Annotated in this window: 19 protein-coding genes; 12 read left to right on the top strand and 7 right to left on the bottom strand. The window is 69.3% G+C overall.

The annotated features are described in order from the left end of the window. Window positions 1-4 precede the first annotated feature (4 nt). Genes MG068_RS00380 through MG068_RS00365 form a run of 4 tightly spaced genes read left to right on the top strand, consistent with a single transcriptional unit; the run spans window position 5 to window position 5,995 of the window. Entirely contained in the window at window positions 5-901 is an 897-nt protein-coding gene (locus MG068_RS00380; protein ID WP_132808716.1) for a DUF58 domain-containing protein, read from the top strand. Then, complete coding sequence (locus MG068_RS00375; protein ID WP_132808714.1) at window positions 898-2,019, top strand: BatA domain-containing protein; 1,122 nt, start codon at window positions 898-900, stop codon at window positions 2,017-2,019. The genes MG068_RS00380 and MG068_RS00375 overlap by 4 nt, the downstream gene beginning before the upstream one ends. Next, window positions 2,016-4,190 carry a hypothetical protein gene (locus MG068_RS00370; RefSeq protein WP_132808712.1) on the top strand — a complete coding sequence of 725 codons (2,175 nt, stop codon included), beginning with the start codon at window positions 2,016-2,018 and terminating at the stop codon, window positions 4,188-4,190. Before MG068_RS00375 ends, MG068_RS00370 begins: the two co-directional genes overlap by 4 nt. Further along, window positions 4,187-5,995, top strand: a complete 1,809-nt coding sequence (locus MG068_RS00365; RefSeq protein ID WP_132808710.1) for a hypothetical protein — start codon at window positions 4,187-4,189, stop codon at window positions 5,993-5,995. The genes MG068_RS00370 and MG068_RS00365 overlap by 4 nt, the downstream gene beginning before the upstream one ends. Before the next feature lie 71 nt (window positions 5,996-6,066). Here MG068_RS00365 and MG068_RS00360 read toward each other — a convergent pair whose 3' ends face one another. Further along, window positions 6,067-6,741 (bottom strand): hypothetical protein, encoded by a 675-nt coding sequence (locus MG068_RS00360; protein ID WP_049398582.1) that lies wholly within the window; start codon window positions 6,739-6,741, stop codon window positions 6,067-6,069. 39 nt (window positions 6,742-6,780) lie between these two features. Beyond that, window positions 6,781-7,299: a hypothetical protein gene (locus MG068_RS00355; protein WP_012509660.1), complete on the bottom strand. Its 519-nt coding sequence runs from the start codon at window positions 7,297-7,299 to the stop codon at window positions 6,781-6,783. Between the two features lie 212 nt (window positions 7,300-7,511). Here MG068_RS00355 and MG068_RS00350 point away from each other — a divergent pair, with 212 nt between their 5' ends. From MG068_RS00350 to MG068_RS00340, 3 genes are all read left to right on the top strand, one after another. Further along, the gene (locus MG068_RS00350) at window positions 7,512-10,001 is read left to right on the top strand and encodes a DEAD/DEAH box helicase (protein WP_132808708.1); all 2,490 of its coding nucleotides are present in this window, start codon (window positions 7,512-7,514) and stop codon (window positions 9,999-10,001) included. Beyond that, window positions 9,938-11,023, top strand: a complete 1,086-nt coding sequence (locus MG068_RS00345) for a ribonuclease H-like domain-containing protein (protein WP_489686047.1) — start codon at window positions 9,938-9,940, stop codon at window positions 11,021-11,023. Before MG068_RS00350 ends, MG068_RS00345 begins: the two co-directional genes overlap by 64 nt. 66 nt (window positions 11,024-11,089) lie before the next feature. After that, a complete protein-coding gene (locus MG068_RS00340) occupies window positions 11,090-11,404 on the top strand; it encodes an I78 family peptidase inhibitor (protein ID WP_071228629.1) in 315 nt (104 codons plus the stop codon). Window positions 11,405-11,471: 67 nt separating this feature from the next. On the opposite strand, the gene MG068_RS00335 is transcribed toward MG068_RS00340, so the two are convergent. Both MG068_RS00335 and MG068_RS00330 read right to left on the bottom strand, forming a co-directional pair. Continuing rightward, entirely contained in the window at window positions 11,472-13,466 is a 1,995-nt protein-coding gene (locus tag MG068_RS00335; protein WP_132808704.1) for a M56 family metallopeptidase, read from the bottom strand. A gap of 3 nt (window positions 13,467-13,469) precedes the next feature. Further along, entirely contained in the window at window positions 13,470-13,856 is a 387-nt protein-coding gene (locus MG068_RS00330; RefSeq protein ID WP_107432569.1) for a BlaI/MecI/CopY family transcriptional regulator, read from the bottom strand. Between the two features lie 191 nt (window positions 13,857-14,047). On the opposite strand from MG068_RS00330, the gene MG068_RS00325 reads away from it, so the two are divergent. Continuing rightward, on the top strand, window positions 14,048-15,115 hold the full coding sequence (locus MG068_RS00325) for a serine hydrolase domain-containing protein (RefSeq protein ID WP_132808702.1): 1,068 nt from the start codon (window positions 14,048-14,050) through the stop codon (window positions 15,113-15,115). 72 nt (window positions 15,116-15,187) lie between these two features. Here the strand turns inward: MG068_RS00325 and MG068_RS00320 are convergent, their stop codons facing one another. After that, window positions 15,188-16,294, bottom strand: coding sequence for an SDR family oxidoreductase (locus tag MG068_RS00320; protein WP_132808700.1), 1,107 nt, complete (start codon window positions 16,292-16,294; stop codon window positions 15,188-15,190). Between the two features lie 195 nt (window positions 16,295-16,489). Between MG068_RS00320 and MG068_RS00315 the strand changes: the two genes are divergently transcribed. Beyond that, window positions 16,490-16,798 (top strand): hypothetical protein, encoded by a 309-nt coding sequence (locus tag MG068_RS00315; protein ID WP_004153470.1) that lies wholly within the window; start codon window positions 16,490-16,492, stop codon window positions 16,796-16,798. Here MG068_RS00315 and MG068_RS00310 read toward each other — a convergent pair. Then, window positions 16,776-17,831, bottom strand: coding sequence for a DNA topoisomerase IB (locus MG068_RS00310; RefSeq protein ID WP_110710662.1), 1,056 nt, complete (start codon window positions 17,829-17,831; stop codon window positions 16,776-16,778). The genes MG068_RS00315 and MG068_RS00310 overlap by 23 nt on opposite strands. A gap of 111 nt (window positions 17,832-17,942) precedes the next feature. On the opposite strand from MG068_RS00310, the gene MG068_RS00305 reads away from it, so the two are divergent. From MG068_RS00305 to MG068_RS00295, 3 genes are all read left to right on the top strand, one after another. After that, window positions 17,943-18,332 carry an I78 family peptidase inhibitor gene (locus tag MG068_RS00305; RefSeq protein WP_004133799.1) on the top strand — a complete coding sequence of 130 codons (390 nt, stop codon included), beginning with the start codon at window positions 17,943-17,945 and terminating at the stop codon, window positions 18,330-18,332. A gap of 175 nt (window positions 18,333-18,507) precedes the next feature. Next, entirely contained in the window at window positions 18,508-22,962 is a 4,455-nt protein-coding gene (gltB, locus tag MG068_RS00300) for a glutamate synthase large subunit (RefSeq protein WP_132808698.1), read from the top strand. Between the two features lie 89 nt (window positions 22,963-23,051). Further along, a complete protein-coding gene (locus tag MG068_RS00295) occupies window positions 23,052-24,497 on the top strand; it encodes an FAD-dependent oxidoreductase (protein ID WP_014035469.1) in 1,446 nt (481 codons plus the stop codon). Here the strand turns inward: MG068_RS00295 and MG068_RS00290 are convergent. Beyond that, window positions 24,483-26,891 (bottom strand): ATP-binding protein, encoded by a 2,409-nt coding sequence (locus tag MG068_RS00290; protein WP_132811089.1) that lies wholly within the window; start codon window positions 26,889-26,891, stop codon window positions 24,483-24,485. The genes MG068_RS00295 and MG068_RS00290 overlap by 15 nt on opposite strands. Window positions 26,892-26,947: the final 56 nt, after the last annotated feature.

The following is a 26,947-nucleotide window of genomic DNA, read 5'->3' as shown; positions in this document are numbered from 1 at the left end:
ACGCGTGAACGCTGGTACGTCGTTGACCCTGCCACCCGAACTGCGCGCGCGCCTGCGCCTGCTGCGGTTGCGGCCGCGCCTGGCCAGCGGTGCGAGCGGCATCGGCCAGCACGCCAGCCGCAGCCGCGGTGCCGGTCTCGAATTCGCCCAGTACCGGGCCTACGAGCCCGGGGACGAACTGCGTCAGATCGACTGGAAGCTGTACGCCCGCTCGGACCGCTTCTTCGTACGCGAATCCGAACGCGAAAGCCCGATCACGGTCTGGCTGCTGCTCGATGCCACCGCTTCGGCCGGTCAGGCCGACCGCGCGGCGCCGGAACGCACGCGCTTGGACCACATGCGCGGCGTTGCCGCCTGCCTGGTCGAACTGGCCCTTCAGCAGGGCGACCGTTTCGGCCTGCTGGCGATCAATGCCGATGGACTGCAGCTGGTGCCCGCAGCGAGCGGCGCACGCCAACGTGACCGCGTGCACCTTCAACTTCATGCGCTGCAGGCGCGCGGTGGCTGGCCTGCGGCCGATCGCCTGCGCCCGCTGTGGGAGCGCGTGCGTCCGGGCGACCTGCTGCTGGCAGTTGGCGACGGCTTCGACGAAGCCTGCATCGCGCTGCTGGAACAACTGGCCAGCGCGCGCCGCGAAGTGGCCCTGCTGCAGATCCTGACTGCCGACGAACGCGACTTCCCGTTCGACGCCGGCCACCGCTTCCGCGACCCGGAGACCGGCGAGGAACTGCTGGGCGATGGCGCGGCGATCCGCGCCGACTACCTGCAACGCTTCGCCGACGCACGCAGCGCATTGCAGTCGCGGCTGCAGGCCAGCGGGATTGCCAGCGCAGCCGGCTGGCTCGACCAACCGCTGGACCAGCCGCTGCAGGCGCTGTTCGGTCGCGGGAGCGACGCGTGAGCCTGCTGTTCCCACTGGGGCTGGCAGCGCTGGCCGCGTGGCTGCTGCCACTGCTGATCCACCTCGCCCGCCGCCATCCGTACACACCGCTGGATTTCGCCGCGCTGCGCTGGCTGCGCGCACAGATCCGGCCACGCCAGCGCATCCGCTTCGATGACTGGCCGTTGCTGCTGGTGCGCCTGCTGTTGCTGGCCGCGCTGGCCTTGTTGCTGGCACGGCCTGCGTTGACCGGGCCTGCACCAGCCCCCACTGCGTGGACGGTCGTTGCTCCAGGGCTGGACGCGACCGCTCTGCGCGGCACCGCCGAAGCGGGCAACTGGCACTGGCTGGCGCCCGGCTTCCCGGCCATTGATCAGGCGCCACCTGCAACCAGCGCATCCCTGCCCAGCCTGCTGCGCGAACTGGACGCGCAGCTGCCCGTTGGCACCGCATTGACCGTGCACGTTCCCGATCCCCTGCCCGGCCTGGACGGCGCACGCCTGCAGCTGTCGCGCGAGGTACAGTGGCGCCCGCAGCCGATGCCGGTCACTGCGCAACCGCGTGCCGCAACGTCGCCGCGCCTTCGCGTGCACAGCGATGCTTCGGCCGCTGCCCAGCACTGGTTGAATGCACTGCAGCGCGCGTGGGGCGTGCAGGCGCCGCTCGCTCCTCTGGTGGCGGATGCCCTGCCCGAACGCGGCGAGATCGGCGTATGGAGCCGCAACGACGCACTGCCGGCGAACTGGCAGGCCTGGCTGCGCGACGGCGGCAGTGTGCTGATCGCCACCAAGCCCGCCACGGAAGCCCAGGTCCTGCTGCGCAGCGCCGAAGGCGTGCCGCTGTTGTGGCAGCAACGTGTCGGCCTTGGCCGCCTGCTGTCACTACCGGGTGATTGGGATGCCGCCAGCAACACCGCGCTGCGCGATCCACAGCTGCCGCGTTCCCTGCTGCTGGCCCTGCAGCCGCCGCCGTCGCCACGCGTGGGCGATGCACAGGACCAGGCGCCGCGCCAGATTGCACTGCCCGCCGCAGCATCGCCGGTGCGTGAGCCCACGGCGTGGCTTCTGCTGGCAATCGTGCTGCTGTTCGCACTGGAACGCTGGATGGCCAGCAGCGCGCGGCGCAGGGCGATCGCATGAAGACGCTGCAGCATGCCTGGCAACGTGCGCGTCGTCGCCGCGCCGCCATCACCCTGCTGCTGGGCCTGCCGTGGGCGCTGGCTGCGACGGCGCTCGCACTGCGGCTGTCCGGTTTCGATATCGCCTGCGTGGTCGCCACGGTCAGCCTGCTCGCCTGCGCGGCCTTCGCCACTGCACGTGCCCGCCAGCTGGACCGCCAGTGGCTGCAGCGCCAACTCGATGGCAGTGGTGCCAGCGAGGACAGTGCCGATCTGCTGTTCGCCGATACGCTCACCCTCAATCCGCTGCAGCAGCGCCAGCGCGCACATGTGCTGGCCACGCTGGAACGCGCGATGCCGGAACTGCGTCCGCGCTGGCCGCGTGGGGCATTGGCGTTGTGCGGGATCGCAGGCCTGGCCATCGTTGCACTGGCAGTCGGCTGGCCACGTTCCAGCCCCGTCTCCGCGCCAGCCCGTACGGCGGCACCTGGCAGCACGGCTGCCGCGGGCCCACTGCACCTGCAGTCCACCCGCCTGCGCATCGACGCACCGGCTTATACCGGCCAGTCCACGCTCACCCAGAACGCACTGGATGCCAAGGTCGCCGCCGACAGCCGGCTGTCGTGGTCGTTGCGCTTCGACCACGCACCGGCCAAGGCATGGCTGCAGTTCCACGATGGTCGACGGCTGCCGCTGAGCGAGCGCGATGGGCAGTGGCAGGCACAGGATGTGGCGCGCACGCCGGTGCTGTACCGCGTGGTGAGCGAACCGGCGCTGGCCGAAACCCGCCTGTACCGGCTGGATGTTGTGGCCGACCGCGCGCCCAGCGTGCGCGTGCTGGAGCCGGCCGCCAGCCTGGTGCTGGGCACGCCCGGGCAACGGCAATGGGCGCTGCGCTTCGAGGCCAGCGACGATTACGGTGTCGCGGCGCAGGCAACGCTGTCGATCACCACCACCCAGGGCAGCGGTGAGAACATCACCTTCGTGAAGCGCAGCGTCACGCTTGCCGGCAGCGGCGAAGCCACCGCGCGGCGTTTCGCCCACACTCTCGACCTAGCCGCGCTAGGCGCACAACCCGGCAACGATGTCATCGCCCAGCTGGAAGTGCGCGACAACCACACACCCACGCCGCAGACCGGGCGCAGCAGCAGCGTGATCCTGCGCCTGCCCAGCGCCGAAGTCGCGCTCGGTGCAGAGCTGGAAGGCCGCATCAAGAAGACCCTGCCGGCCTACTTCCGCAGCCAGCGGCAGATCATCATTGATGCCGAAGCGCTGATCCGGCAGCGCCGCACTCTCGCCGCCGAGGACTTCGTGAAGCGCAGCGATGCGATCGGCGTCGACCAGCGCATCCTGCGCCTGCGCTACGGCCAGTTCCTGGGTGAGGAAAGCGAAGGTGCGCCGAAGCCACCGCCGACCAGCGACCTGCCCACCAGCGATACGCCCGCCGCAGACGACCACGATCACGACGACGATCACGATCACGACCATGGCGCCGAGGCCGGAGCGCACGATGAGCATGGCCACGATCACGGCGGCAAGGCGTCCAATGCCGATACGCCACCGGTGTTCGGCAGCGCCACCGACGTGCTCTCGGAATACGGACACACCCATGACCATGCCGAGGCGGCCACCCTGCTCGATCCGCAGACCCGCGCCACGTTGAAGGCCGCGCTGGACCAGATGTGGTCGGCCGAAGGCGAGCTGCGCCAAGGCCGACCGGAGCAGGCATTACCCTTCGCCTACAAGGCATTGGGCTTCATCAAGCAGGTGCAGCAGGCCGAGCGCATCTATCTGGCCCGGGTCGGACCGGAGCTGCCACCGATCGATGAAGGCCGCCGCCTCGGCGGTGACCGTGCCGGGCTGGCCAGTCGTGAACTGCCGCTGGCCGCCCGCACCCCGCCCGATCCGGCCATCGTCGAAGCCTGGCAGCGTCTCGGCGACGACACCGGCGCGCCGGATCTGGACGCGCTCGCGACCTGGCAGCAGCGCAACGCGGCCTACCTGCCCGATGCACTCGATCTGGCTGCGGCCATCGAGCAGCTGCGCATCGAGCCCGACTGCAGCGACTGTCGCCAGCGCCTGCGCGCACAGTTGTGGCGGGCGCTGCAGCGTCCGCTGCCGCAGGCGATGCGGCGCAGTGCCGCCGATGCGATGGGCCAGCGCTACCTCGACGCGCTGGAGGCGCAGCCATGAACGCCTCCGCTGTGAACCTGTGGATTGCGCTGGCACTCGCCCTGATCGTGGTCATCGCCAGCGTGCGCCAGCTGCGTGGAAACACCGCGCACCCTGGCCGCCGGTGGATCGTGATCGCACTGCAGATCATCGTCGCCACGCTGCTGTATTTCTGCCTGGTGCCGCCCACCCGCCAGCAACCTGCAGGCGGGCTGGTGGTGCTCGGAACCGATGCCGGCAAGGCCGGCGCACTCCCGGCCAGCGAAGGCCCGCTGTTGCTGTTGCCGGAAGCTGCCGATATACCCGGCGCACAGCGCGTACCCGACCTGGCCACCGCGCTGCGCCAGCATCCGGCCGCCACGCTGACGCTGGTCGGTGCGGGCCTGGCCGCACGTGACCGTGACGCGCTGCTGCCACCGGATGTACGTTGGCAGGCCACACCGGAGCCGCGCGGCTGGATCGCACTGCAACCACCGGCCGATGTCGCTCCCGGTGCCCGTTTTGAAGTCCAAGCACAGGCGCGTGGCGCGGCCAAAGCGAAAGCAGAGCTGCTTGACCCCGCCGACAGCGTGGTTGATCGCACGGACGTTGCCGAGGACGGGCGCGTGAAGCTCAGCGGCATCGCCCGCGCCGAGGGCCGCAGCGTGTTCCAGCTGCGCCTGCTCGATGCCGACGGCCATGTAGTGGACAGCGTACCGGTACCGCAGCAGACCCTGCCGGCCGCACCGCTGCGCCTGCTGGTGCGCGCCAGTGCGCCGGGTCCAGAGCTGAAGTACCTGCGGCGTTGGGCGGCCGATGCCGGCATCCGCGTGCAGGTGCAGGCCGATACCGGGGCGGGTGTCAGCGTGGGAGATGGCGCGGTCGCGCTGGATGCGGCGTCACTCGCGCGCAGCGATCTGCTGTTGCTGGACGAGCGCAGCCTGGCCGCATTAAGTGCCGGCCAGCTGGCTGCCGTGCGGCAGGCGTTGCGCGAGGGACTGGGCGTGCTGGTACGCAGTGCGGGCGCACCTTCGGCCAGCGCGCGCCAGCGCCTCCGCGATCTGGGCCTGCCGGTGCAGGGCGATGGAAGCAGCCGCACCCTCGAACTTCCCGGCGACGGCGACAGCGCGGTCCTCGCCGCACGGCGTGGCCCGCTCGCCGCGGGTACGCTGCCGACCGGCTACGGCGAAGAGGCTGACCGCAGCTCGCACAATGCTCCCCTGCCTGCGCTGGAAGCACTCGCGCTGCGGGCACCGGGCAGCACCGCCCTGCTGCAGGATGGCACGGGCAAGGCTGTCGGTGGCTGGCGCGCTGCCGGCAAGGGCCGCATCGGCCTGCTGCCGCTGACCGACAGCTGGCGCTGGGTACTGGCCGGGCGCGACGACCGCCACGGCGAACTGTGGAGCGGCGTGGTGGCCACGCTGGCACGTGCACAGGGCAGCGCTGATGCGCTGTGGTCACCGCAACCGATCGGCTGGGCAGGCGAACGACAGACGCTGTGCGGTGTGCAGGCGCCGCTGCAGGTCTTCAACAGGCGTGGCGACGATGTACCCCTGATCGTCGATGGCGCGACGTCGGCGCTGCGCTGCGCTGGCTGGTGGCCCCGCGAACCGGGCTGGCAGCGCCTGCAGCACGGCGACATCGTTGTCTGGCGCTATGTGTTCGACCCGAAGGATGCACCGACGCTGCATCGGCAGGCGATGATCGATGCGACCACACGTGCACTGGCTGCCAGCACGCCGGCAGACGCGTCAGTGATGCAACCCGTGGCAGGCCTACGCTGGCCGTGGTGGCTGGCGTTCGTGTTGTGCGCATCGCTGCTGTGGTGGCTGGAACGGCGACGCTGAAGCCGGGAATTGATCCCGGGATCGGATCCCTCCGGTTGCCCTTGGTAGATGCCAACCTTGGTTGGCGCTTGTCAACGCGAACCGGCGCGCCGGTACACGCCGTTGAAGCGCACGTTCATGCCACCGCATTCGCTGTTGTCGGCCACGATCAGCACCTCCCCCAGCGAATGCACGCGCACCTTGCAGGTGTCCTCTACAAACTCGACATCGGCACCACGCGGCGCCGCGCGCGCTTCCACCTGGCCCATGTTCGGCCCGTAGGGACGCTGCTCCGGCGTGGGGTTGGCGGAGGGCCAGTAGGCGTCACCCTCCACATGCAGCTGCCCGCCCTGCACGGTGATGCGCAGGCCGTTGTCGCCGTCCTTCCAGTGGCCCGCCCAATCCTGCAGCGACGGCACGACCACCGGCAACGCCTGCAGCTTGCTGCGGTCCACCCAGCCAGCACTGCCACCCACCTTGTTCGGGAAGAACGCGCAGCGGTAGCGGCCAAGATCACGCCCGGTCACCACGGTATCGCCATTGACCACATAGCTGCGCTGTCGGCAGGCCGGTTCGCCCTTCGCCGGGCAGCCGTCCATGTCGCCAAGCAGGTACAGACGGGGCGCATCGACCACCCGCGCCAGAGCGAACCGGCTCTGTTCAGAGGGAAACGCGCCATTGCGGCAGGCGCCATCATCGGCGATGCCATCGGCGAAGGCGGACGCCGGCAGCAATGCGGCCAGCAGGCAGATCGAACGCAGGAACATGGCAGCACTAGCGGTGGGGAGCCGGCAGGATATACCGGCCTACTTCACCGGCGGTGCATCGCCGGCATCCTGCTCCTGGGAGAACCGCAGCGCACGCTGCTGCTGTTCGGCACTGAGCTCCGGCGGTGGCCGCGCCACGGCGGCCTGGATCTGCGCCGGTCCGCCGGTGAGTTTGTTGATCCCCTTGGCCGCCGCCATCACACCCTTGACCACGCCCATCATGATGTAGCCACCGCCCATGCTGACCTGCTCCGGCGACGGCGGTTCGCTCCAGTCGCGACTGAAGCGGTTGTCGCCAAACTTCACCGGGTTCTTGAAACGGTACAGATCCAGCGGCTCGTCTTCGGGCTTGAGCGCACGCACTTCGCCAAGGGTGGTGACGTTGTCCTGCGGCAGGGTGGTGGAGATCGGCGCGGTGGTTGCCGCCGGCGCATCTGCAGGAGGTTCGGGCGCTGGGTCGGGCACCGCTACCGGCGTGGCCTGCTGCGCCTGCGCGATACCGGCCAGCAGCATGCTGGCCAGGACGGCTCCCTGCGTTCCACGTCGTGCCACAGCCATCCACCCTGTTGGTTGCGTCCAGCACCCAAGGATACGGATGCCGGCTTCAGATTTCGTTGCTGCACGGGCAGCTGTTCAGCCAGGGGAGATGCGGCGACGCCACGGGACGCGAGCACTGAACGGTTCATGCCCTTGGTGTGCGGTGTCTCACATCCTGAGACGTGAGTGTGGTGCCATGTGACCCCTCGCAATCCGTCCCGGCTCCACTTTCCATGGCTTACGAACTCGCCAAGCGCACCGCCGATGCCGAGCAGAAGCTCGCCACCCGCGACGGCCTGCCCGCCCGCGATGGCGCCCTGCTCAGTGCGCGCCTGCAGCGCCGCTACCAGGACCGCATCACCGGCAGCTTCGCCATTCCCGGCCGCGAGGGCCGCTACGCGCCCATTCCCGGTTCGGTGCCACCGGCCCTGGCCGCCGCCCTGAAGTCGCGCGGCATCGAACAGCTCTACAGCCACCAGGCCCAAGCGTGGGAGGCCAGCCAGCGCGGCGAGCACGTGGCCATCGTCACCCCCACCGCCAGCGGCAAGTCGCTGTGCTACACCCTGCCGGTGGTCAGCGCGGCGATGCAGGACAAGGCCAAGGCGCTGTACCTGTTCCCGACCAAGGCACTGGCCCAGGACCAGGTAGCCGAGCTGCTGGAACTCAACCGCGCCGGCGATCTGGGCGTAAAGGCCTTCACCTTCGATGGCGACACTCCCGGCGATGCGCGCCAGGCCATCCGCCTGCACGGCGACATCGTGGTGTCCAACCCGGACATGCTGCACCAGGCGATCCTGCCGCATCACACCAAGTGGGCGCAGTTCTTCGAGAACCTGCGCTACATCGTCATCGACGAAGTGCACACCTATCGTGGCGTGTTCGGCAGCCACGTCACCAACGTGCTGCGCCGGCTCAAGCGCATCTGCGCGTTCTACGGCGTGCAACCGCAGTTCATCCTGTGCTCGGCCACCATCGGCAACCCGCAGGCGCATGCCGAGGCGCTGATCGAGGCACCGGTCACCGCCATCACCGAATCCGGCGCGCCCAGCGGACCCAAGCAGGTGCTGCTGTGGAACCCGCCGGTGATCAATCCGGACCTGGGCCTGCGCGCCTCGGCACGCTCGCAGAGCAACCGCATCGCGCGCATCGCGATCAAGTCCGGGCTGAAGACCCTGGTGTTCGCGCAGACCCGCTTGATGGTCGAGGTGCTGACCAAGTACCTGAAGGACATCTTCGACCACGACCCGCGCAAGCCGCCGCGCATCCGCGCCTACCGTGGCGGCTACCTGCCCACCGAGCGCCGCGAGACCGAGCGTGCGATGCGCGCCGGCAACATCGACGGCATCGTCAGCACCTCGGCGCTGGAGCTGGGCGTGGATATCGGCAGCCTGGACGTGGTCATCCTCAACGGCTACCCCGGCAGCGTGGCCGCCACCTGGCAGCGCTTCGGCCGCGCCGGCCGCCGCCAGCAGCCCGCACTGGGGGTGATGGTGGCCAGCTCGCAGCCGCTGGACCAGTACGTGGTGCGGCATCCGGACTTCTTCGCCGAGGCTTCGCCCGAGCACGCGCGCATCGCGCCGGACCAGCCACTGATCCTGTTCGACCACATCCGCTGCGCAGCCTTCGAGCTGCCGTTCCGGGTCGGCGATGGCTTCGGCCCGATCGACCCGGAAGTGTTCCTGGAAGCGCTGGCCGAAACCGAGGTGATCCATCGCGAAGGCGAACGCTGGGAATGGATTGCCGACAGCTATCCGGCCAACGCGGTCAGCTTGCGCGCGGTGGCCGACGGCAACTTCGTGGTGGTCGATCGCAGCGATGGCCGCCAGCAGATCATCGCCGAGGTCGACTATTCCGCTGCCGCACTCACCCTGTATGAAGGTGCCATCCACATGGTGCAGTCCACGCCCTACCAGGTGGAGACGCTCGACTGGGACGGCCGCAAGGCCTATGTCACCCGCACGCATGTGGATTACTACACCGACAGCATCGACTTCACCAAGCTCAAGGTACTGGACCGCTTCGACGGCGGCGTGGCCGGCCGTGGTGATTCGCATCATGGCGAAGTGCACGTGGTACGCCGCGTGGCTGGCTACAAGAAGATCCGCTACTACACCCACGAGAACATCGGCTACGGCCCGGTGAACCTGCCCGACCAGGAACTGCACACCACTGCGGTGTGGTGGCAGCTGCCGCAGGCGCTGCTGCTGCGCGCGTTCGCCAGCAAGCAGGATGCGCTGGATGGCTTCCTCGGCGCCGCGTATGCGCTGCACATCGTCGCCACCGTAGCGGTGATGGCCGATGCGCGTGACCTGCAGAAGTCGGTCGGCAACGGCGATGGTTCCTGGTTCGCGATCGCCGACCAGAGCGGCCGCGGCCAGCTGCGCGGCAGCGAAGGTGATCCTGGTGTGGTGGAACTGCTGCAGGAGTTCGTACCCACCGTGTATCTGTACGACAACTTCCCCGGCGGCGTCGGCCTGAGCGAACCGCTGTGGCAGCGCCAGGCCGAGCTGGTGCAGCGCGCGCGCGAACTGGTGCAGCGCTGCGACTGCAAGGCCGGCTGCCCGGCCTGCGTGGGCCCGGTGCTGGCCGCGCAGGAAGAGGATGACACCTCGCCGCGTGCGCTGGCGCTGCGCGTGCTGGACCTGTTCGATGGCGAGGCCTGCCGGCACGTGCCCGACGTGGTGGTGACCACGCGCGATCCGATGGAGCTGCTGGCACCGTGAGCCTGAGCCTGGACAAGCTGCGCCTGCTGCGGAAGCAGGCCGGTGACCCGAAGGCAGTCACGCCGGCTGCGCCCGAGCCGCCGCCCGCGGCACCTGCGGCACCGGTGGCCGCCAACGATGCGCGGCAACCACCGGCCGAGCGTTCGGTGTTCGCCTGGGTCGAACAGGAAATCCGCCACAAGCCGACCGGCGCTGCGGCCTCCGCACCGGCACCCGCACCGCTGCGTCGGCCGGAAGTGGGCAGCCTGCATCGCCTGCTCGGCCTGCGTTCGCGGGGTGGAGCCGCGCCGGCACGCGCCAGCGCGCAGGATCGCCAGCTGCCCGGCGAGGAAATCGCACCGGGCCTGTTCCTGATCGAATCGCTGCAGCCGCAGCCCATTCCGGCACAGCCGCTGTCACTGGATTTCGCCCGCCGCGAAGGCGAACACGTATCCCCGCTCGACCTGCTGTTCTTCGATACCGAGACCACCGGCCTGGCCGGCGGCACCGGCACCCGCGCCTTCATGATCGGGGCCGCCGACTGGCATGTGTGCCCGCAACGCGGCGAAGGCCTGCGCATCCGCCAATTGTTGATGGCGACGATGGCCGCCGAGGATGCGATGCTGGCCACCTTCGCCCGCTGGCTGCAGCCGTCCACCGTGTTCTGCAGCTACAACGGCCGCAGCTACGATGCGCCGCTGCTGAAGGCGCGCTACCGGTTGGCCCGCCAGCGTTGCCCGATCAGCGCGCTGGATCACGTCGACCTGCTCTATCCGACCCGTCGCCGCTATCGCGGCACGTGGGAGAACTGCAAGCTGTCCACCATCGAGCGCCAGCTGCTGCGCGTGGTGCGCGAGGACGACCTGCCCGGTTCTGAAGCGCCGGGCGCATGGCTGCGCTTCCTGCGCGGCGGCGACGCGGTGAACCTGCGCCGGGTGGCCGACCACAACCACCAGGACGTGGTGACCTTGGCCCTGCTGCTGCAGCGGCTGGTACGGGAAGAACAACGTGAGCGCGAAACCCTGGCGCTGGTCGGGCAGTAGGCGTTGACGCAGCCTGACGGTGGCAGCGGTGACACTGCCGCCACCATCCACGCCTGGAGACCGACGATGCGCCTCAGCCCCCTGGTCCTGCTCGCCATCCTGCCCTTGGCCGCCTGCAGTCACGCCGGCAGCAGCACCACCCACGATCCCGCGCCGGCGCCCGTGGCCGATACCGCGCACGAATGCAGGCCGGAGGCGCTGGAAGCCTTCACCGGCAAGACCGCCGACGAAGCCACGATCAAGAAACTGGTGGCTGACAGCGGCGCGCGCGGTGCACGGGTGGTCAAGCCGGGCATGGCGGTGACCATGGACTTCCGCCAGGACCGCGTGACCGTGCAGGTGGATGCGCAGAACCGCATCGAGCGCGCCAGCTGCGGTTGATGTTCCCAGGGAAGTGCCGACCGCTGGCCGGCACCCCACATTGCCGGCCAGCGGCCGGCACTACCGCTCAGAGTCGCTCGGCCTTGCCGCTGGCCAGTGCGCGCGCGATCACCTGCTGTGCCTGCTGCGATGCCTGCGCATGCACGCGTGCCTGACCCTCGCCCAACGCGGCCTGTTGGCTGCCCAGTGCCGCCTGTCGGCTGGCCAGTTCAGACTGCTGGCTGGCCAGGCGCTGCATGTCACGGGTGCGGCCGGATTGCGCGGCCTCGCTGCGGGCTTCCTGCATTGCACGACGTGCCTCAGCGGCGGCCTCGCGTGCAGCCTCACGTGCAACGGCCATATCGCTGGTCGCACCACGCGCCGCCTTCGCGGCTTCTGCGGCGGCCTCACGGTTGATGTCGTGGGCGGCCATCGCGCTGCGCGCTACCTCAGCGGCGGCCAGCGCAAGACGGCGTGACTCCTCGCCCTGCAGGCGGCCCATCTCGCCCATCTGCCTGCCGAGTTCGCCCTGCTGGCGACCCAGCACACTCTGCTGGCGGCCCAGTTCGCTCTGCTGGCGGCCGAGGTCTACGGCGCCGCTGTAGGCGCGCTGCAGGGTCTGGATCAGCATCGGGTCGCGCACCACATAGCGCTTGTCGCCCTGGCGGAACCACAGCGCCGGCCCCTTGCCGAGCTGCCTGCGGGCCACCGTTACATCGTCGATGCCGCCATTGGCGAAGGTCGAATCACCATCGACCAGCACGTAGGCCTGCAACGGCGACTTGCCGAGATCCAGGCGCCCGTAGGTGGTGATGGAGGTGGTGTGGGAAGTCGAATGCTCACTGTGCATGTCGGTATCCACATCGACATCCACGTCGACCGCCACATCGGCATCGTCCGGGCCTGACAGCGCCTCGACATCGGCCGGCTCGGCAGGCGGCGCGGGCGCCACCGGCACGGCCGGAACGCGCGCGGCCGAAGGCGCTGCGGGCGGCGCGTTCGGAGCCTTCGGCGGCGGCGGCACCACGGCCTTCGGTGCGGCCGGCGGCGCGGGCGGTGCCGGCGGCACCGGCGCAGCGACCAGTCGCATCGGCGCCACGCCCACCAGCACCACCACAGCGGTCAACGCCATCGCCAGGATGCGCGGGCAAGACCGGCGCGACTGCAGCGAGAGCAGGCGACGCTTGAGGCTGGTGGCGCTCGGTGCGGCACTGGCCACACCCAGGTGCGGCTGCGGGGCCACGCCCAGCTGCAGCAGCAGGCGGCCATAAGCCTGGCGGCTCGCGCCATGCTGGCCGACCACGGCCGCATCCACCGCTTCCTCGCGGGCCTGTGCGTATTCGCGCACCGACAGGCGCAGCAGCGGGTGGAAGAAGAACAGGTGCTGGGCCAGTGCGGGCAGCAGGCCCCACTGCAGGTCACGCCGCTGCAGGTGTTGCAGTTCGTGAGTCAGTGCCAGGTCCAGCGCATCACCCTGCAGGGCGTTGTCGCCGGCCGGCAGCAGCAGCACCGGGCGGAACGGCCCGACCAGCTGCGGTGCGTCCACCTGCGCGCTCATCCACAGCCGCGGCGCAGGGCGTACGCCGTGGGCATCGGAGGCCAGCTGCAGCGCCTGCACCAGCGCCTCGTCCTCGCAGGGATAGGCGGCGGCCAGCAGCGCCCGGCAGCGGCGCCACTCACCGAAGGTGCGCAGGGCCATCAGCAGCACACCGGATGCCCACAGCGCAGCCAGTGCAACGGCCCACCACGCCACTGCCGGCACGTCCGCTGCAGGCACCGGCATCGTCGCCAGCAGCTGCGCCGAGGCTTCCGGCGCCAGCGGGTAGACCAGATCTGCGGCAACGTCAGTGGCGGTCATCGCCACCGCCTGCGGTGCCGGCAGCCAGGCCAGCTGCAGCGGCTGGCTCCAGAACAGGCCGAGCACGGCCTGCAGCGATACCAGCCACCACAGGCGGCAGCGGGTGGCCGCCGACAGCGACGGCAGTGCGCGGCACACGCCGTACACCAGGGCCACCAGCAGCACGGTCTGCAGGCTGGTCCAGCCCAGCCGTTCCAACAACGGGATCAGCATCGTGGTGTCCATGGCTCAGCCCTCGTGGCGGCGCGATTGGAGTTCGGCGACCAGCGCTTCCAGCTCGGCCAGCTCGTTGTCGCTGACCTGCTGGCGCTGCGACAGGTAGGCCACGAACGGCGACACCGAGCCCTGCAGGGTGTTGTCGACGAACTGGGCCACTGCACCCTGCAGCACGCTTTCCGGGCCACGCGTGGCCTGGTAGCGGTAGACGCCGTCCTGCTGCTGGCGACGAAGATACCCCTTCGCCCGCAGCCGCTCCATCATCGTCAGCACGGTGGACCGGGCCAGGCCACGGGGCTCGGCGTAGCCACTGGCGACCTCGCCGACACTGGCCGGCGCATGTTCATCGATGTACTGCAGCAGGGCCAGTTCCTGGTCCCCGATCGTCTTGCCACGCATGACACCACTCCTTTGACTACACGTGTCGCCACTTTCAGCATGACGACAACTGTAGTCAACCCCCCGGAAGTCATGGGCCGACGAACGGTAGGCACCACCGAGCGCTTAAACCTTTGACCCGCCCGCTGCATCCGATCCGCAACGCCCCGCTGGAATTCCGCATGTCCCGCCCAACGTTTCGAGTCGTGCTCATGCTCATCAGTGCCCTGCCCTTCGCCGCCATCTCCGCCAGCCAGGACCAGGCCAACGACCAGACCCGCCGCCTGATCCGCCAGATCATGCTGGAGCAGCGCATTCCCGGGCTGCAGGTCGCCGTGGTCAAGCAAGGGCAGATCGTGCTCTCCGAAGCCTATGGCCTGGCCAATGTCGAGAACGGTGTGCTTGCCTCGCGCGACACCCGCTTCCCGCTCAATTCGGCCACCAAGGCGTTCACCGGCGTGGCTGCCGCACAGCTGGCCCAGCAGGGGCAGCTGGATCTGGACGCGCCGGCCTCGCGTTACCTGGATGATCTTCCGGCAACGTGGCGAGACGTACGCGTACGCCAGTTGCTTGCGCATACCTCAGGCCTTCCGGACATCCTTGATGCGAACGGGCTGTTGGGCAGTGGCTCCGAAGCGCAGGCGTGGACAGCCGTCAGTGCGCGGCCGGTCGAAGCCGTACCCGGGCAGCGCTTCGCCTACAACCAGACTAACTACGTACTGCTGGCACGGATCATCGCGCAGCAATCCGGCATGTCCTACGAACGCTTCCTCGCCACCCGCCAGTTCAGCAGCGCGCGCATGGCGCGCACCACCTTCGGCGACAGCTACGACCTGATCCCGGATGTGGCGACGATGTACAGCCTGGCCCCGCGTGCCACCGACGCAGCCGATGCACCGCCGCGCCTGTCGCACTGGTTCTACGACATACCGCCTTCACTGTGGGCCGGTGGTGGCATCCTCACCACCGCCGATGACACCGCGCGCTGGCTGGTCGCGTTGACCGACGGGCGCCTGCTTCAGGATGCAGCTCGGAAGAGGATGTGGACCGCAGAGCGCCTCACCGATGGCCGTGCCGGCCCATGGGCGGGCGGCTGGCCGGTGCTGCGCGCATCGCCCGACCTGCAGGTGGCCGGCATCGGTGGCGCGCGATCGGCCTTCATCGTCTACCCCGACCGCGGCGTGGCGGTGGTGGTGCTGACCAATCTGGTCGGTGCCAATCCACAGCAGTTCATTCCGCGCATTGCCGATCTCCATGCGCCTGCGGTGACCGTGCCCTGAGGCTGCCGGCCAGCGGCCGGCACTACCGAAGCATCGGCCGCGCCGACGGCCATTTCCGGCAGAATCGGTGCGTCAGCCGTGCGGCCCGCCCATCACCGGCAGGATCACCCCACTGATGTAGCTGGCACAGACCGGCGAGGCCAGGAATACATAGGCCGGCGACAGTTCTTCAGGCTGTGCGGGCCGCCCCATGTCGCTGTCCTTGCCGAACTCCGCCACGTCCTCCGCCGGCTTGTCGGCCGGGTTCAGCGGCGTCCACACCGGACCCGGTGCCACGCAGTTGACCCGGATGCCACGCGGCAGCAGCTGGCTGGCCAGCGCCTTGGTGAAGGCATGAATGGCGCCCTTGGTGGCCGAGTAGTCGATCAGCGCCTTGCTGCCGAAGATTCCCGTTTCCGAACCGGTGTTGATGATGCTGGCACCCTCGCCCAGATGCGGCAGTACCGCGCGCGCCATCTGTATGTAACCGCCGATGTTGGTCTGCAGGGTTTCCTGCAGATGCGCGTCTTCCAGGTCTTCCAGCCGCTCGCAATGCAGCTGGAACGCGGCATTGTTGACCAGGATGTCGATGCCGCCGAAGGCCTTGGCCACCTGCTTGACCGCCTTGTTGCAGAAGCGCGGATCGCGCACGTCGCCGGCGATCACCACGCAGCGGCCGCCTTCGCGCTCCACGTGCTGGCGGGTGATGTCCGCGTCCTCAGCCTCGTCCAGGTGCAGTACCGCCACATCGGCGCCTTCGCGTGCGAACAGCACCGCCACTGCACGGCCAATGCCGGAATCGCCACCGGTGACGATCGCACGCATGCCCTGCAGCTTGCCGCTGCCGGTGTAGTCCGGTGCAAGGAAACGCGGCGCCAGCTCCAGTTCGTGTTCGTGCCCTGGCTTGGCCAGCTGCTGCGCCGGCATCGACTCCGGTTGCCGGCGTGTGCCGGCCTGGGTTGCGGTCTTCTTCGTGGCTTTCCTTGCCGCGCGCACGTCCTTGGCCTTCTCCTGGTCCTGCAGGCGCCGCTGCCGGGCCGCGACGCGCGCTGCGCGTGGATCGCTGGCGGCCGCCTTACGGGTGGCGGTCTTCACCACGCGCGGGCGATCGGGGGCGGCGACAGTCTTGCTTGCGGTGCTGCCTTTGCGCACCTTGGGCGAGGCTTTGCGGCGGACGGGGGCTTTCTTGGTGGTGGCCATGCAGGTCTCCTCGGGAGGGAAAGGGGCTGCCGGCCAGCGGCCGGCACTACCGGGGGCGGCCCTTGCCGCTCCTGCAGTGTCTCCACCTATGCTGTTGGCGGCAGTGAGCGCACCGTGTCCACGATGTGCACGGTATTCATTCCGCCACCACGTGCGACGTCGCACGCTGCACGCAACCACACAAGGAACGCCACCATGAAACATGCCATCGCCACCACCGCCGTCTGCTTCGCCCTCGCCGCCTGCAGCAGCACACCGATGGCCCAGGTGCAGCCGATCGACGGCGTGATTTCCGGGCAGTGCCACAGCGACATGGTGCGCGGCGCACTGGGCCTGGCCGCTTCGGATGCCACCGTGGCCCGCGCACGCGTGGACAGCGACAGCCTGCATGTGCGGGTGCTGCGCCATGACGGTCCGCGGGTACCGCCGGCCAGCGAAGGCGGCGACCGCCTGACCATCGAAAAGGGCCGCACCAACAACATCACCGCGATCTACTGCGGCTGAGCCTGCGCGCCCTGCGCAGCACGCGCAGGGTGGCCTGCTCCCACTGGCGCGGCCCACGCAGGCCGGCCAGCTTGGCCAGTTCACCGCGCTCCCAGCCGGCGAACACGCACGGGTCGATGTAGGCCTTGCGGCACACCGCCGGCGTGTTGCCCAGCAGCGATGCCACTTCGCACACCACCGCGCGCTGCGCCTGCGCCAGCGCGCGCTGACTGGCCGGTTCCGGCAGTTCGGTGGCGGCAAACGCCTGCACCGCCGCCACCGTGCCACCCCAGGTGCGGAAATCCTTGGCAGTGAAGTCCTCGCCCATCACCTCGCGCAGGTAGTCGTTCACCGCGCCGGAATCCACCGGCTGCAGCGCACCGTCGTCATCGCGGTACTGGAACAGCGCCTGCCCCGGCAGCTGCTGCAGGCGCCGCACCAGCAGTCCCAGCTTGCGGTCGCCCACGGTCACCTCCTGCAGCTGCCCGGACTTGCCGCGGAAGCGCATGCGCACCCGGCCGCCGCGCAGCAGCTCCAGATGGCGGTTGCGCAGCGTGGTCAGTCCGAACGAACGGTTCTGTTGTGCATAGGTTTCATTGCCGACCCGCACCAGGGTGTCCGCCAACAGCGCCACCACCATGGCCAGCACCTTTTCCTGCGGAAACCCAGGTCGCTTGAGATCCCGCGACAACCGCCGCCGCAGCGTGGGCAAGGCCTCGCCAAAGGCGATGATGCGGTCGAACTTGCCGGCGTCGCGCTCCTTGGCCCAGTCGGCGTGGTAGCGGTACTGCTTGCGTCCGCGTGCATCGCGGCCGGTGGCCTGCAGGTGGCCGTTGGCGTGGGCGCAGATCCATACGGCGGTATACGCCGGCGGAATCGCCAGCGCACGGATGCGTTGCAGGGTGGTGGCGTCGCGTATCGCGTGACCATCGGCATCGCGGTAGCTGAAACCCTTGCCGGCGCGGCGCCGGCTGATGCCCGGCTGGGTATCGTCGACATAGCGCAGGCCGGCCGCGCGTGCGGCCTGTCGTTCGGGAGTAGAGGGGGTTGGCATGTCGGTAGTGTCGCCGTCGCCATGCCGCGATCCTGTCGATAACGCAAGACAAACACGTGAGGGCCGGTTCGCCGCTATGCTCGGGTCTTCACAACCCCTTCCGGAGTCATGATGTCGTTCCCGATTCGCGCCCGTTCGCTCTCCGCCCTGTTGCTGCCGGCCGTGCTGGCGCTGACCGCCTGCCAGGCACCGGCGCTGGATGAACAGGATTCGGCCACGGCCCACGCCCAGCAGGCCGCCGAAGCCGCCAAGGCGCCGGCCGACGAAGCCGGCAAGGCCACCGAGGCTCCGCCGGTCGGCACCTGCGATGCCAGCCAGGTGCAGAGCCTGGTCGGCCAGACCTACACCGACGCGCTGGGCAAGCAGGCGCAGGAAGATGCCGGCGCCAACCAGGTGCGCGTGCTCAAGCCCAACGACGTGGCCACGATGGAGTTCCTCGGCGACCGCCTGAACATCGAAGTGGACGCCAAGGGCGCCGTCAGCGGCGCGCGCTGCGGCTGAGTCCGGCCCCGCGCCGGCACTGGGTTGCCGGCGCGTTCTGTTGCACCTGCAACCGTGTATTGCGGCGTTGCAGCAACCTGTGCTCTAGTCGAGGCATCCGGTGGCCTCACGATGCGCTCCAGGGATTGAGCGGGCTTGAGTGTCCCCGTTCAATTCATTCCGCATCGAGGTAGAGATGGCCCCCCGCAACCGCCAAGGGCTTTACGACCCGCGCTCCGAGCGCGATGCCTGTGGATTTGGCATGGTCGCCCAGCTCGACGATCAACCATCGCGCCTGTTGGTTGATACCGCCATCGCCGCGCTTTCGCGCATGACCCACCGTGGCGGTGTCGCCGCCGATGGCCTGACCGGCGATGGCTGCGGCCTGCTGCTGCGCCGCCCCGATGCGTTCCTGAAACTGCTGGCCAGCGAAGCCGGCATCGCGGTCGCTGCGCGTTTCGCCGCCGGCCTGGTGTTCCTGCCGCACGACGCCGACGCGGCGCAGGCCTGCCGCGCGCAGCTGCAGGCGCAGGTGGAAGCGGTCGGCTGCAAGGTCGCCGGCTGGCGTGAGGTGCCCACCGATGACAGCGTCTGCGGCCAGCTGGCGCGCGACACGCTGCCGCGCATCGAGCAGGTGTTCGTCGACGCCGGCATCGGCCAGGACGATGCCGGCTTCGCGCTGGCGCTGTTCCTGGCCCGTCGCCGCAGCGAACAGCAGCTGCGCGGACACGCCGACTTCTACGTCACCACCCTCACCCCGGATGCGATCAGCTACAAGGGCATGGTGCTGCCGGACAAGCTCAGCCGTTTCTTCCCGGACCTGCAGCGCCGCGAGCTGGCCTCCAGCGCGATCGTGTTCCACCAGCGCTTCTCCACCAACACGCTTCCGCGCTGGCCGCTGGCGCACCCGTTCCGCATGCTCGCCCACAACGGCGAGATCAACACCATCGAAGGCAACCGGCGTTGGGCGCAGGCGCGCAGCAAGGTGTGGAAGACGCCGCGCTTCGATATCGGTGAATTCGACCCCGTCATCTCCATGCACGGCTCTGACTCGCAGAGCCTGGACAACATGCTGGAGCTGATGGTGGCCGGTGGCATGGAGCTGATCCAGGCGCTGCGCATCCTGGTGCCGCCGGCCACCCAGTCGCTGGAATTCAAGGATCCGGACCTGGCCGCCTTCTACGAGTTCCATGGGCTCAACAGCGAGCCGTGGGATGGCCCGGCCGGCATCGTCGCCTGCGACAGCCGCTACGCCGTATGTACCCTCGACCGCAACGGCCTGCGCCCGGCGCGCTGGATGCTGACCGCCGACCGCCACTTCCTGGTCGCCTCCGAAGCGGGTGTGTGGGAAGTGCCGACCGAGCGCGTGGTGCGCAAGGGCAAGCTCGGCCCGGGCGAGATGATCGCCATCGACCTCAAGCGCGGCGACCTGCTCGACTCCGATGCGGTGGATCGCATCAACCGCGGTCGCGCGCCGTACAAGCAATGGCTGCAGCAGGGCGTGACCTACCTGCAGACCGAACTGATCGACCCGTCGCTGGTGGAGGAACCCTTCGACGAAGGCACCCTGCGCAGCTACCACAAGCTCTACCAGCTCAGCAGCGAGGAAGTGGAACAGGTGCTGCGGCCGCTGGCCGAGACCGAACAGGAAGCCACCGGTTCGATGGGCGACGACACGCCGATGGCGGTGCTGAGCCAGCGCAGCCGTCCACTGTACGACTATTTCCGCCAGGCCTTCGCGCAGGTCACCAACCCGCCGATCGACCCGCTGCGTGAAGACTGCGCGATGTCGCTGTCCACCCAGCTCGGCAAGGAGACCAACATCTTCCATGCCGGCCCGGAGACGGTGAACCACGTCATCCTCAATTCGCCGGTGCTCAGCCAGCGCAAGCTGCGCCAGCTGCTGAAGATGGACCAGTACGTGCAGGCCAACCGCCTGCTCGACCTGTCCTACAGCGAAGACGAGGGCCTGCGTGCCGGCATCGAGCGCATCTGTGCCGAGGCCGAACAGGCCGCGCGCGACGGCATGGTGATGCTGCTGCTGTCTGACCGCTACCCGGTGGCCGGACGGCCGATGGTGCATGCGCTGCTGGCCACCAGCGCCATCCACCATCACCTCTCGCGGCTGGGCCTGCGCTGCGACGTGAATCTCATCGTCGAGACCGGCACCGCGCGCGACCCGCACCACATGGCCTGCCTGCTCGGCTTCGGCGCTACCGCGGTGTATCCGTACCTGGCCTATCAGACCCTGTTCGATCTGGGCCGACGCGGCATCCTCAAGCTCAGCAAGGGCGGTGAGCAGTCGCAGATCGGCCGCCGCTACCGCAAGGGCGTCTACAAGGGCCTGTCGAAGATCATCTCGAAGATGGGCATCTGTACCGTGGCCAGCTACCGCGGCGCGCAGCTGTTCGAGATCATCGGCCTGGAACCGGAAGTCGTGGACCTGTGCTTCCCGGATACCGCTTCGCGCATCGGTGGTGCCGGTTTCGCGCGCCTGGATGCCGACGCACGCGAGCTGTGCGCGCAGGCCTGGGATGCGCAGCAGGACGTGGATGTCGGCGGCCTGCTGAAGTACGTGCACGGCGGCGAGTACCACATGTACAACCCGGACGTGGTGACCACCCTGCAGCGCGCGGCGCGCAGCGGCGATCCGCGTGCCTGGCAGCAGTACTGCGATGCCGTGCACGCGCGTCCGCCGTCGGCACTGCGCGACCTGCTGCAGCTGGTGCCGGCCGCTGCGCCGACACCACTCGATGACGTGGCGCCGGCCAGCGAGCTGTTCCCGCGCTTCGATACCGCCGCCATCAGTCTCGGCGCCCTGTCTCCGGAAGCGCATGAAGCGCTGGCCATCGCCATGAACCGCCTCGGTGGTCGCAGCAATTCCGGCGAAGGCGGTGAGGATCCCGCCCGCTATGGCACCGCCAAGCGCAGCAAGATCAAGCAGGTGGCCTCGGGCCGCTTCGGCGTCACCGCCGAATACCTGGTCAATGCCGAAGTGCTGCAGATCAAGGTCGCGCAGGGCGCCAAGCCCGGCGAAGGCGGCCAGCTGCCTGGGCACAAGGTCAACGAGCTGATCGCGCGGCTGCGCTACGCGCGTCCAGGCATCGGCCTGATCTCGCCGCCGCCGCACCACGACATCTATTCGATCGAAGACCTGGCGCAGCTGATCTACGACCTCAAGCAGGTCAACCCGACCGCGCTGGTGTCGGTGAAGCTGGTCAGCCATGCCGGTGTGGGCACGATCGCCGCCGGCGTGGTCAAGGCCGGTGCGGACCTGATCACCATTTCCGGCCATGACGGCGGCACCGGCGCCTCGCCGGTCAGCTCGATCCGTTATGCCGGCGTGCCGTGGGAACTGGGCGTGGCCGAAGCGCACCAGGCGCTGCTGGCCAACGACCTGCGCGGGCGCACCCTGCTGCAGACCGACGGCGGCCTGAAGACCGGCCTGGACGTAGTCAAGGCCGCGCTGCTGGGCGCGGACAGCTTCGGCTTCGGCACCGCACCGATGATCGTGCTGGGCTGCAAGTACCTGCGCATCTGCCACCTCAACAACTGCGCCACCGGCGTGGCCACCCAGGACGAGCGCCTGCGCGAGAACCACTTCACCGGCCAGCCCGAGCGCGTGGAGAATTTCTTCCGCCTGCTGGCCGAGGAAGTGCGTGGCTGGCTGTCGTACCTGGGTGCGCGTTCGCTGGAAGAGATCGTCGGCCGCACCGACCTGCTGCGGCAGATCGAGGCGGCGCCGCGCGACGGCGTGCGCGTGGACCTGTCACGCCTGCTGGCCGATGCCCGCTACGAGGGCAGTCACTGTGCCGCGCAGCGCCTGTACGAATCGCCGGACAGCCTGGCCACGCAGATGGACGGCCTGCTGGCCCCGGCCATCGAACACAAGCGCGGTGGCGAACACCGCTTCCTGATCCACAACACCGACCGCAGCATCGGCACCCGCCTGGCCGGTGCGGTGGCACGCGCACACGGCAACCAGGGCATGGCCGAGGCACCGCTGGAACTGCGCTTCCGCGGCAGTGCCGGGCAGAGCTTCGGCGCGTTCAACGTCGGTGGCCTGCACCTGGAGGTGGAAGGCGAAGCCAACGACTACGTGGGCAAGGGCATGGCCGGCGGCCGCCTGGTGGTGCGTCCGCCGCGCGGCGCCCGCTTCGAGGCACGCAGCACCGCCATCATCGGCAACACCTGCCTGTACGGTGCCACCGGCGGTGAACTGTTCGCTGCCGGTCGTGCCGGCGAACGTTTCGCCGTGCGCAATTCCGGCGCGCTGGCGGTGGTGGAAGGCGCCGGTGACCACTGCTGCGAGTACATGACTGATGGCGTGGTGCTGGTGCTGGGCAAGGTCGGCCTGAACTTCGGTGCGGGTTTCACCGGCGGGCTGGCCTACGTGCTGGACGTCGACCGCGACTTCGTCGACCGCTACAACCACGAGCTGATCGACATCCATCGCGTGTCCGCCGAAGGCTTCGAGAACTACCGCCAGCACCTGCACCGCCTGATCGGCCGCCATCGCGAGCTGACCGGCAGCATCTGGGCGCAGCAGATCCTGGACGAGTTCCGCGACTACATCGGCAAGTTCTGGCTGGTCAAACCGAAGGCCGCCAGCATCGAGTCGCTGACCGAAACCCTGCGACGCGCCGCGTAACGGTAGTGCCGGCCGCTGGCCGGCATCCCAGGATCACGTAGTGCCGGCCGCTGGCCGGCAACGTTCCCCCCCGCATTCCAGAGCCCGCCATGAGCCGCAAGCACGCCTTCCAGTTCCTCGACCTGCCCCGCACCATGCCGCAGCGCATTCCGGTGGAACTGCGCACGTCCGGCGACTGGGGCGAGCTGTATGGCAAGTTCGGCAAGGAGGACGCCCAGTACCAGGCCGGCCGCTGCCTGGACTGCGGCAACCCCTACTGCAGCTGGAAGTGCCCGGTGCACAACGCCATTCCGCAGTGGCTGCAGCTGGTGCAGGAGAACCGCATCCATGAAGCCGCCACGCTGTGCCACAGCACCAACCCGCTGCCGGAAGTGTGCGGCCGGGTCTGCCCGCAGGATCGACTGTGCGAGGGCAGCTGCACGCTGGAGGAATTCGGTGCGGTCACCATCGGTGCGGTGGAGAAGTACATCGTCGATACCGCGCTGGCCAGCGGCTGGCGCCCTGACCTGGGCGCGGTGCAGCCCAGCGGCCACAGCGTGGCGGTGATCGGCGCCGGTCCAGCCGGCCTGGCCTGCGCCGATCGCCTCGCCCGCGCTGGCATTGCCGCCGTGGTCTACGACCGCTATGAGCAGATCGGCGGCCTGCTGCAGTTCGGCATTCCCAGCTTCAAGCTGGACAAGGACGTGATCCACCGCCGCCGCGAAGTGCTGGAGGGCATGGGCGTGCAGTTCCGCCTCGGCGTGGAGATCGGCCGTGACCTGAGCGTGCAGCAGCTGCTGGACAGCCACGACGCGGTGTTCGTCGGCACCGGCGCCTACCGCTACACCGATGGTGGCCTCGACGGCCAGGACCTGAAGGGCGTGCTGCCGGCGCTGCCATTCCTGGTGCAGAACAGCCGCATCGTCGGCGGCGATGACCCGAAGGGTCGGCCGATTGCCGGCTGGGAAGACACCATTGCCCTGCCCGACCTCAACGGCAAGCGCGTGGTGGTGCTAGGTGGCGGCGATACCGGCATGGACTGCGTGCGCAGCGCGGTGCGGCTGGGCGCGGCCAAGGTCACCTGTGCCTATCGCCGCGACGAAGCCAACATGCCCGGCAGCGCGCGCGAAGTGGCCAATGCCCGCGAAGAAGGCGTGCGCTTCCTGTTCAACCGGCAGCCGCTGTCGATCGAAGCCGGCGCCGACGATGAAGTGATCGGCGTGACCGTAGTCGAAACCCGGCTGGGCGAGCCCGATGCCAACGGCCGCCAGAACGCCGTGCCGATCGAAGGCAGTGAATCGCTGCTGGAAGCGGACGTGGTGATCATCGCCTTCGGCTTCTCGCCGAGCGTGCCGGCGTGGCTGGCCGAGCTGGGCGTGGAAGGCCAGTCCAACGGCCGCATCGTGGCCGGCGGCAAGGACCGCCTGCCATTCCAGACCGCGCATCCGCGCCTGTTCGCCGGTGGTGACGCGGTGCGCGGTGCTGACCTGGTGGTGACCGCCGTGGCCGAAGGCCGCGATGCCGCCGCCAGCATCGTGCGGCTACTGGCCCACTGAGTCCGGTACCAGCAATGCCGCCAGCAGCGCCCGCAGTGCGTGCGGCTCCACCGGCTTGGCCAGGAAGTGGTCGATGCCAGCCGCACGACAGGCTTCGCGGGTGCTTTCCATCACGCTGGCGGTGAGCGCGATGATCGGCACCTGCGCACGCGCCGGGCAGGCATCGGCACGGATCGCCCGTGCCAGCGCGAAGCCATCCATGCCCGGCATGTGGCAGTCGGTGATGACCAGGTCGAACGGCTGCGCCTGCCATGCTTCAAGCGCCGACCGTCCATCGGTACAGGCGTGGACCTGCAGCCCGAGCGCACACAGGTGCTGCTCCAGCAGATGCAGGTTGGTGGGATGGTCTTCAGCCATCAGCACGCGCGCCGCCGGCAATGGTCGCTCGTCCGCACCCGCCGCCGCGGGCGCGGCCACGGGTGCCTCACAGGCATCCAGGTCCAGATCCAGCCACACCGTGGTGCCCTTCCCGGGTGAGCTGCGCAGCTGCAGCTCCGCCCCCATCGAGATCGCCAGCTCACGGCAGATCGCCAGGCCCAGCCCACTGCCGCCGAAGCGCCGCGTGGTCGAGCGCTCCGCCTGGGTATAGGCAGCGAACACCGCCTGCTGGCGCTCCTCGCTGATGCCCACGCCGCTGTCGCTTACCTGCAGGCGCAGTCGCTGGCCCCAGTCGCGTTGCTGCAGTACCTGCACCTGCAGTTCCACGTGGCCGTGCCGGGTGAACTTCAACGCGTTGCCGGCCAGGTTGAACAGGATCTGGCGCAGGCGCAGGCCATCGGCCAGCGATCCCGGCTGCATCTCCGGATCAAGCACCACCTGCAGGTGCAGGCCTCGGCTGGCGGCCACCGGCATCAGCAGCTGCTGCACCGCGCGCACCAGTGCCGCCAGGTCGGTGGGCCGCAGCTGCAGTGGTGCGCCCTCCAGGCGTTGGCTGTGCAGTACATCGTCGAGGATCTGCCGCAGCATCCGCGCGGCATCATCGACGGTGGCCAGCACCTGCTGCTGGCGCGGCTCCAGCCTGCTGCCCGCCAGCCGTTCGAGCATGCCCAGCAGCGTGCTCATCGGGGTGCGGATCTCGTGGCTCATCGTTGCCAGGAAGTGCGCCTTGGCCTGTGCCGCCTGCTCGGCCTCGCGGCGCGCTTCGGCCAGCGCGCGGGTACGTGACTGCACCTCACTGACGTCGATCCAGTAGCCGCTCCACTCGACGTCGCTGTCGTCGCAGGACAACGGCCGCCCATGCGAGCGCACCCATCGCCAGCCCTGTGGCGAGCGGGTGCGGAAGGTGACATCGATCGGGCCACGCGCCAATGCAGCCATCTCGACGCAGGCCATCACCTGGTTGCGGTCATCCGGGTGGACCGCGGCCAACAATCGCTGGTGATCGATCCGCGCGGTCTCCACGCTGATTCCGAACAGAGCCTGCACGTCCCCGGCGATCTGCGGAAAACTGTAGTTGCCGCCCGCCGAACGACGCGCCTGGTAGACCACCGCCGGCAGGTTCGCGGTCACCTCCTGCAGGCGCTGCTCCACCCCTCGGCGGCGCACGCTCTCGCGATGGACCCGCCAGTAGCCGAAGGCATGGACCAGCGCCAGGGCGAGCAGGATCAGCGAGGCCGGCACCAGCCAGCGCAGGGGCGACGATGACGGAGCGTTGCGCGGCCGGTCCGGCAGCCAGGCCGCGCGGATCTGATCGCGCTCGGTATCGGTCAGCTGCGACAGCGCCTGTTCGAAGCCGGCGATGACATCGGCGCAGGCGGGCGTGGCCGCCAGCACCAGGGCATCATCGAAACCGGCCGGCGCGGCGATCAGCAGTGCATCGCCCTGGTAGCGGCGCAACGCCGCCTCGACGTCGCCGAGGTTGGCGACCACCGCATCGATCAATCCGGTGCCCAGCAGCGGGAGTGCATCGTCCAGCGCTGCCGGTGGCAGCAGCTGTGCACCCGCTGCCTGCTCGGCCAGCAGCCCCTGCAGCGGCACCCGGCTGGGGCTGGCCACAATGCGTCCACGTAGATCTTCCAGGCCCAGCACCGGCGGCGCATCCTCCCGGCGCACGATCACCTGTGGCAGCTGCAGGTAGGGCGTGCTGACCACCCATCCGGCAGGCAGTTGCGAGCGTGGCCATCCCAGCAGCGCCTGGGTGCCGGCCGGCAGCTCGTCCCGGTCCACGCTGGTGGCCGGCACGGGCAACAGCTGCAGTGGCCGTTGCCCGCCCAGCAGCTTCAGGTACGCCGCGCCGAGCCCCCGGGCTTCGCCCTGTTCGCTGGACGACAAAGGAGCACGGTCGGACGGCCAGGCGATGCGCAGCGGTGTGCTGCAGCCCGTGGCGGAGGCCGCGGCAGGCAGCAGCAGGCTGGCCATGACAGCAATGGCTGCCGGGAAGCCGGCGACATTCACGGTAGGCATCCTCATCTCGCGGGCGGAAGGAACGGCCGCGCTGCGGTACCGCTGCC

The sequence above is a fragment of the Stenotrophomonas sp. ASS1 genome (assembly GCF_004346925.1).
In the GTDB taxonomy this organism is placed as follows: domain Bacteria; phylum Pseudomonadota; class Gammaproteobacteria; order Xanthomonadales; family Xanthomonadaceae; genus Stenotrophomonas; species Stenotrophomonas maltophilia_A.
Note: the sequence above shows the minus strand (reverse complement) of the source record. Positions and strands in the feature narration are given on the sequence as shown.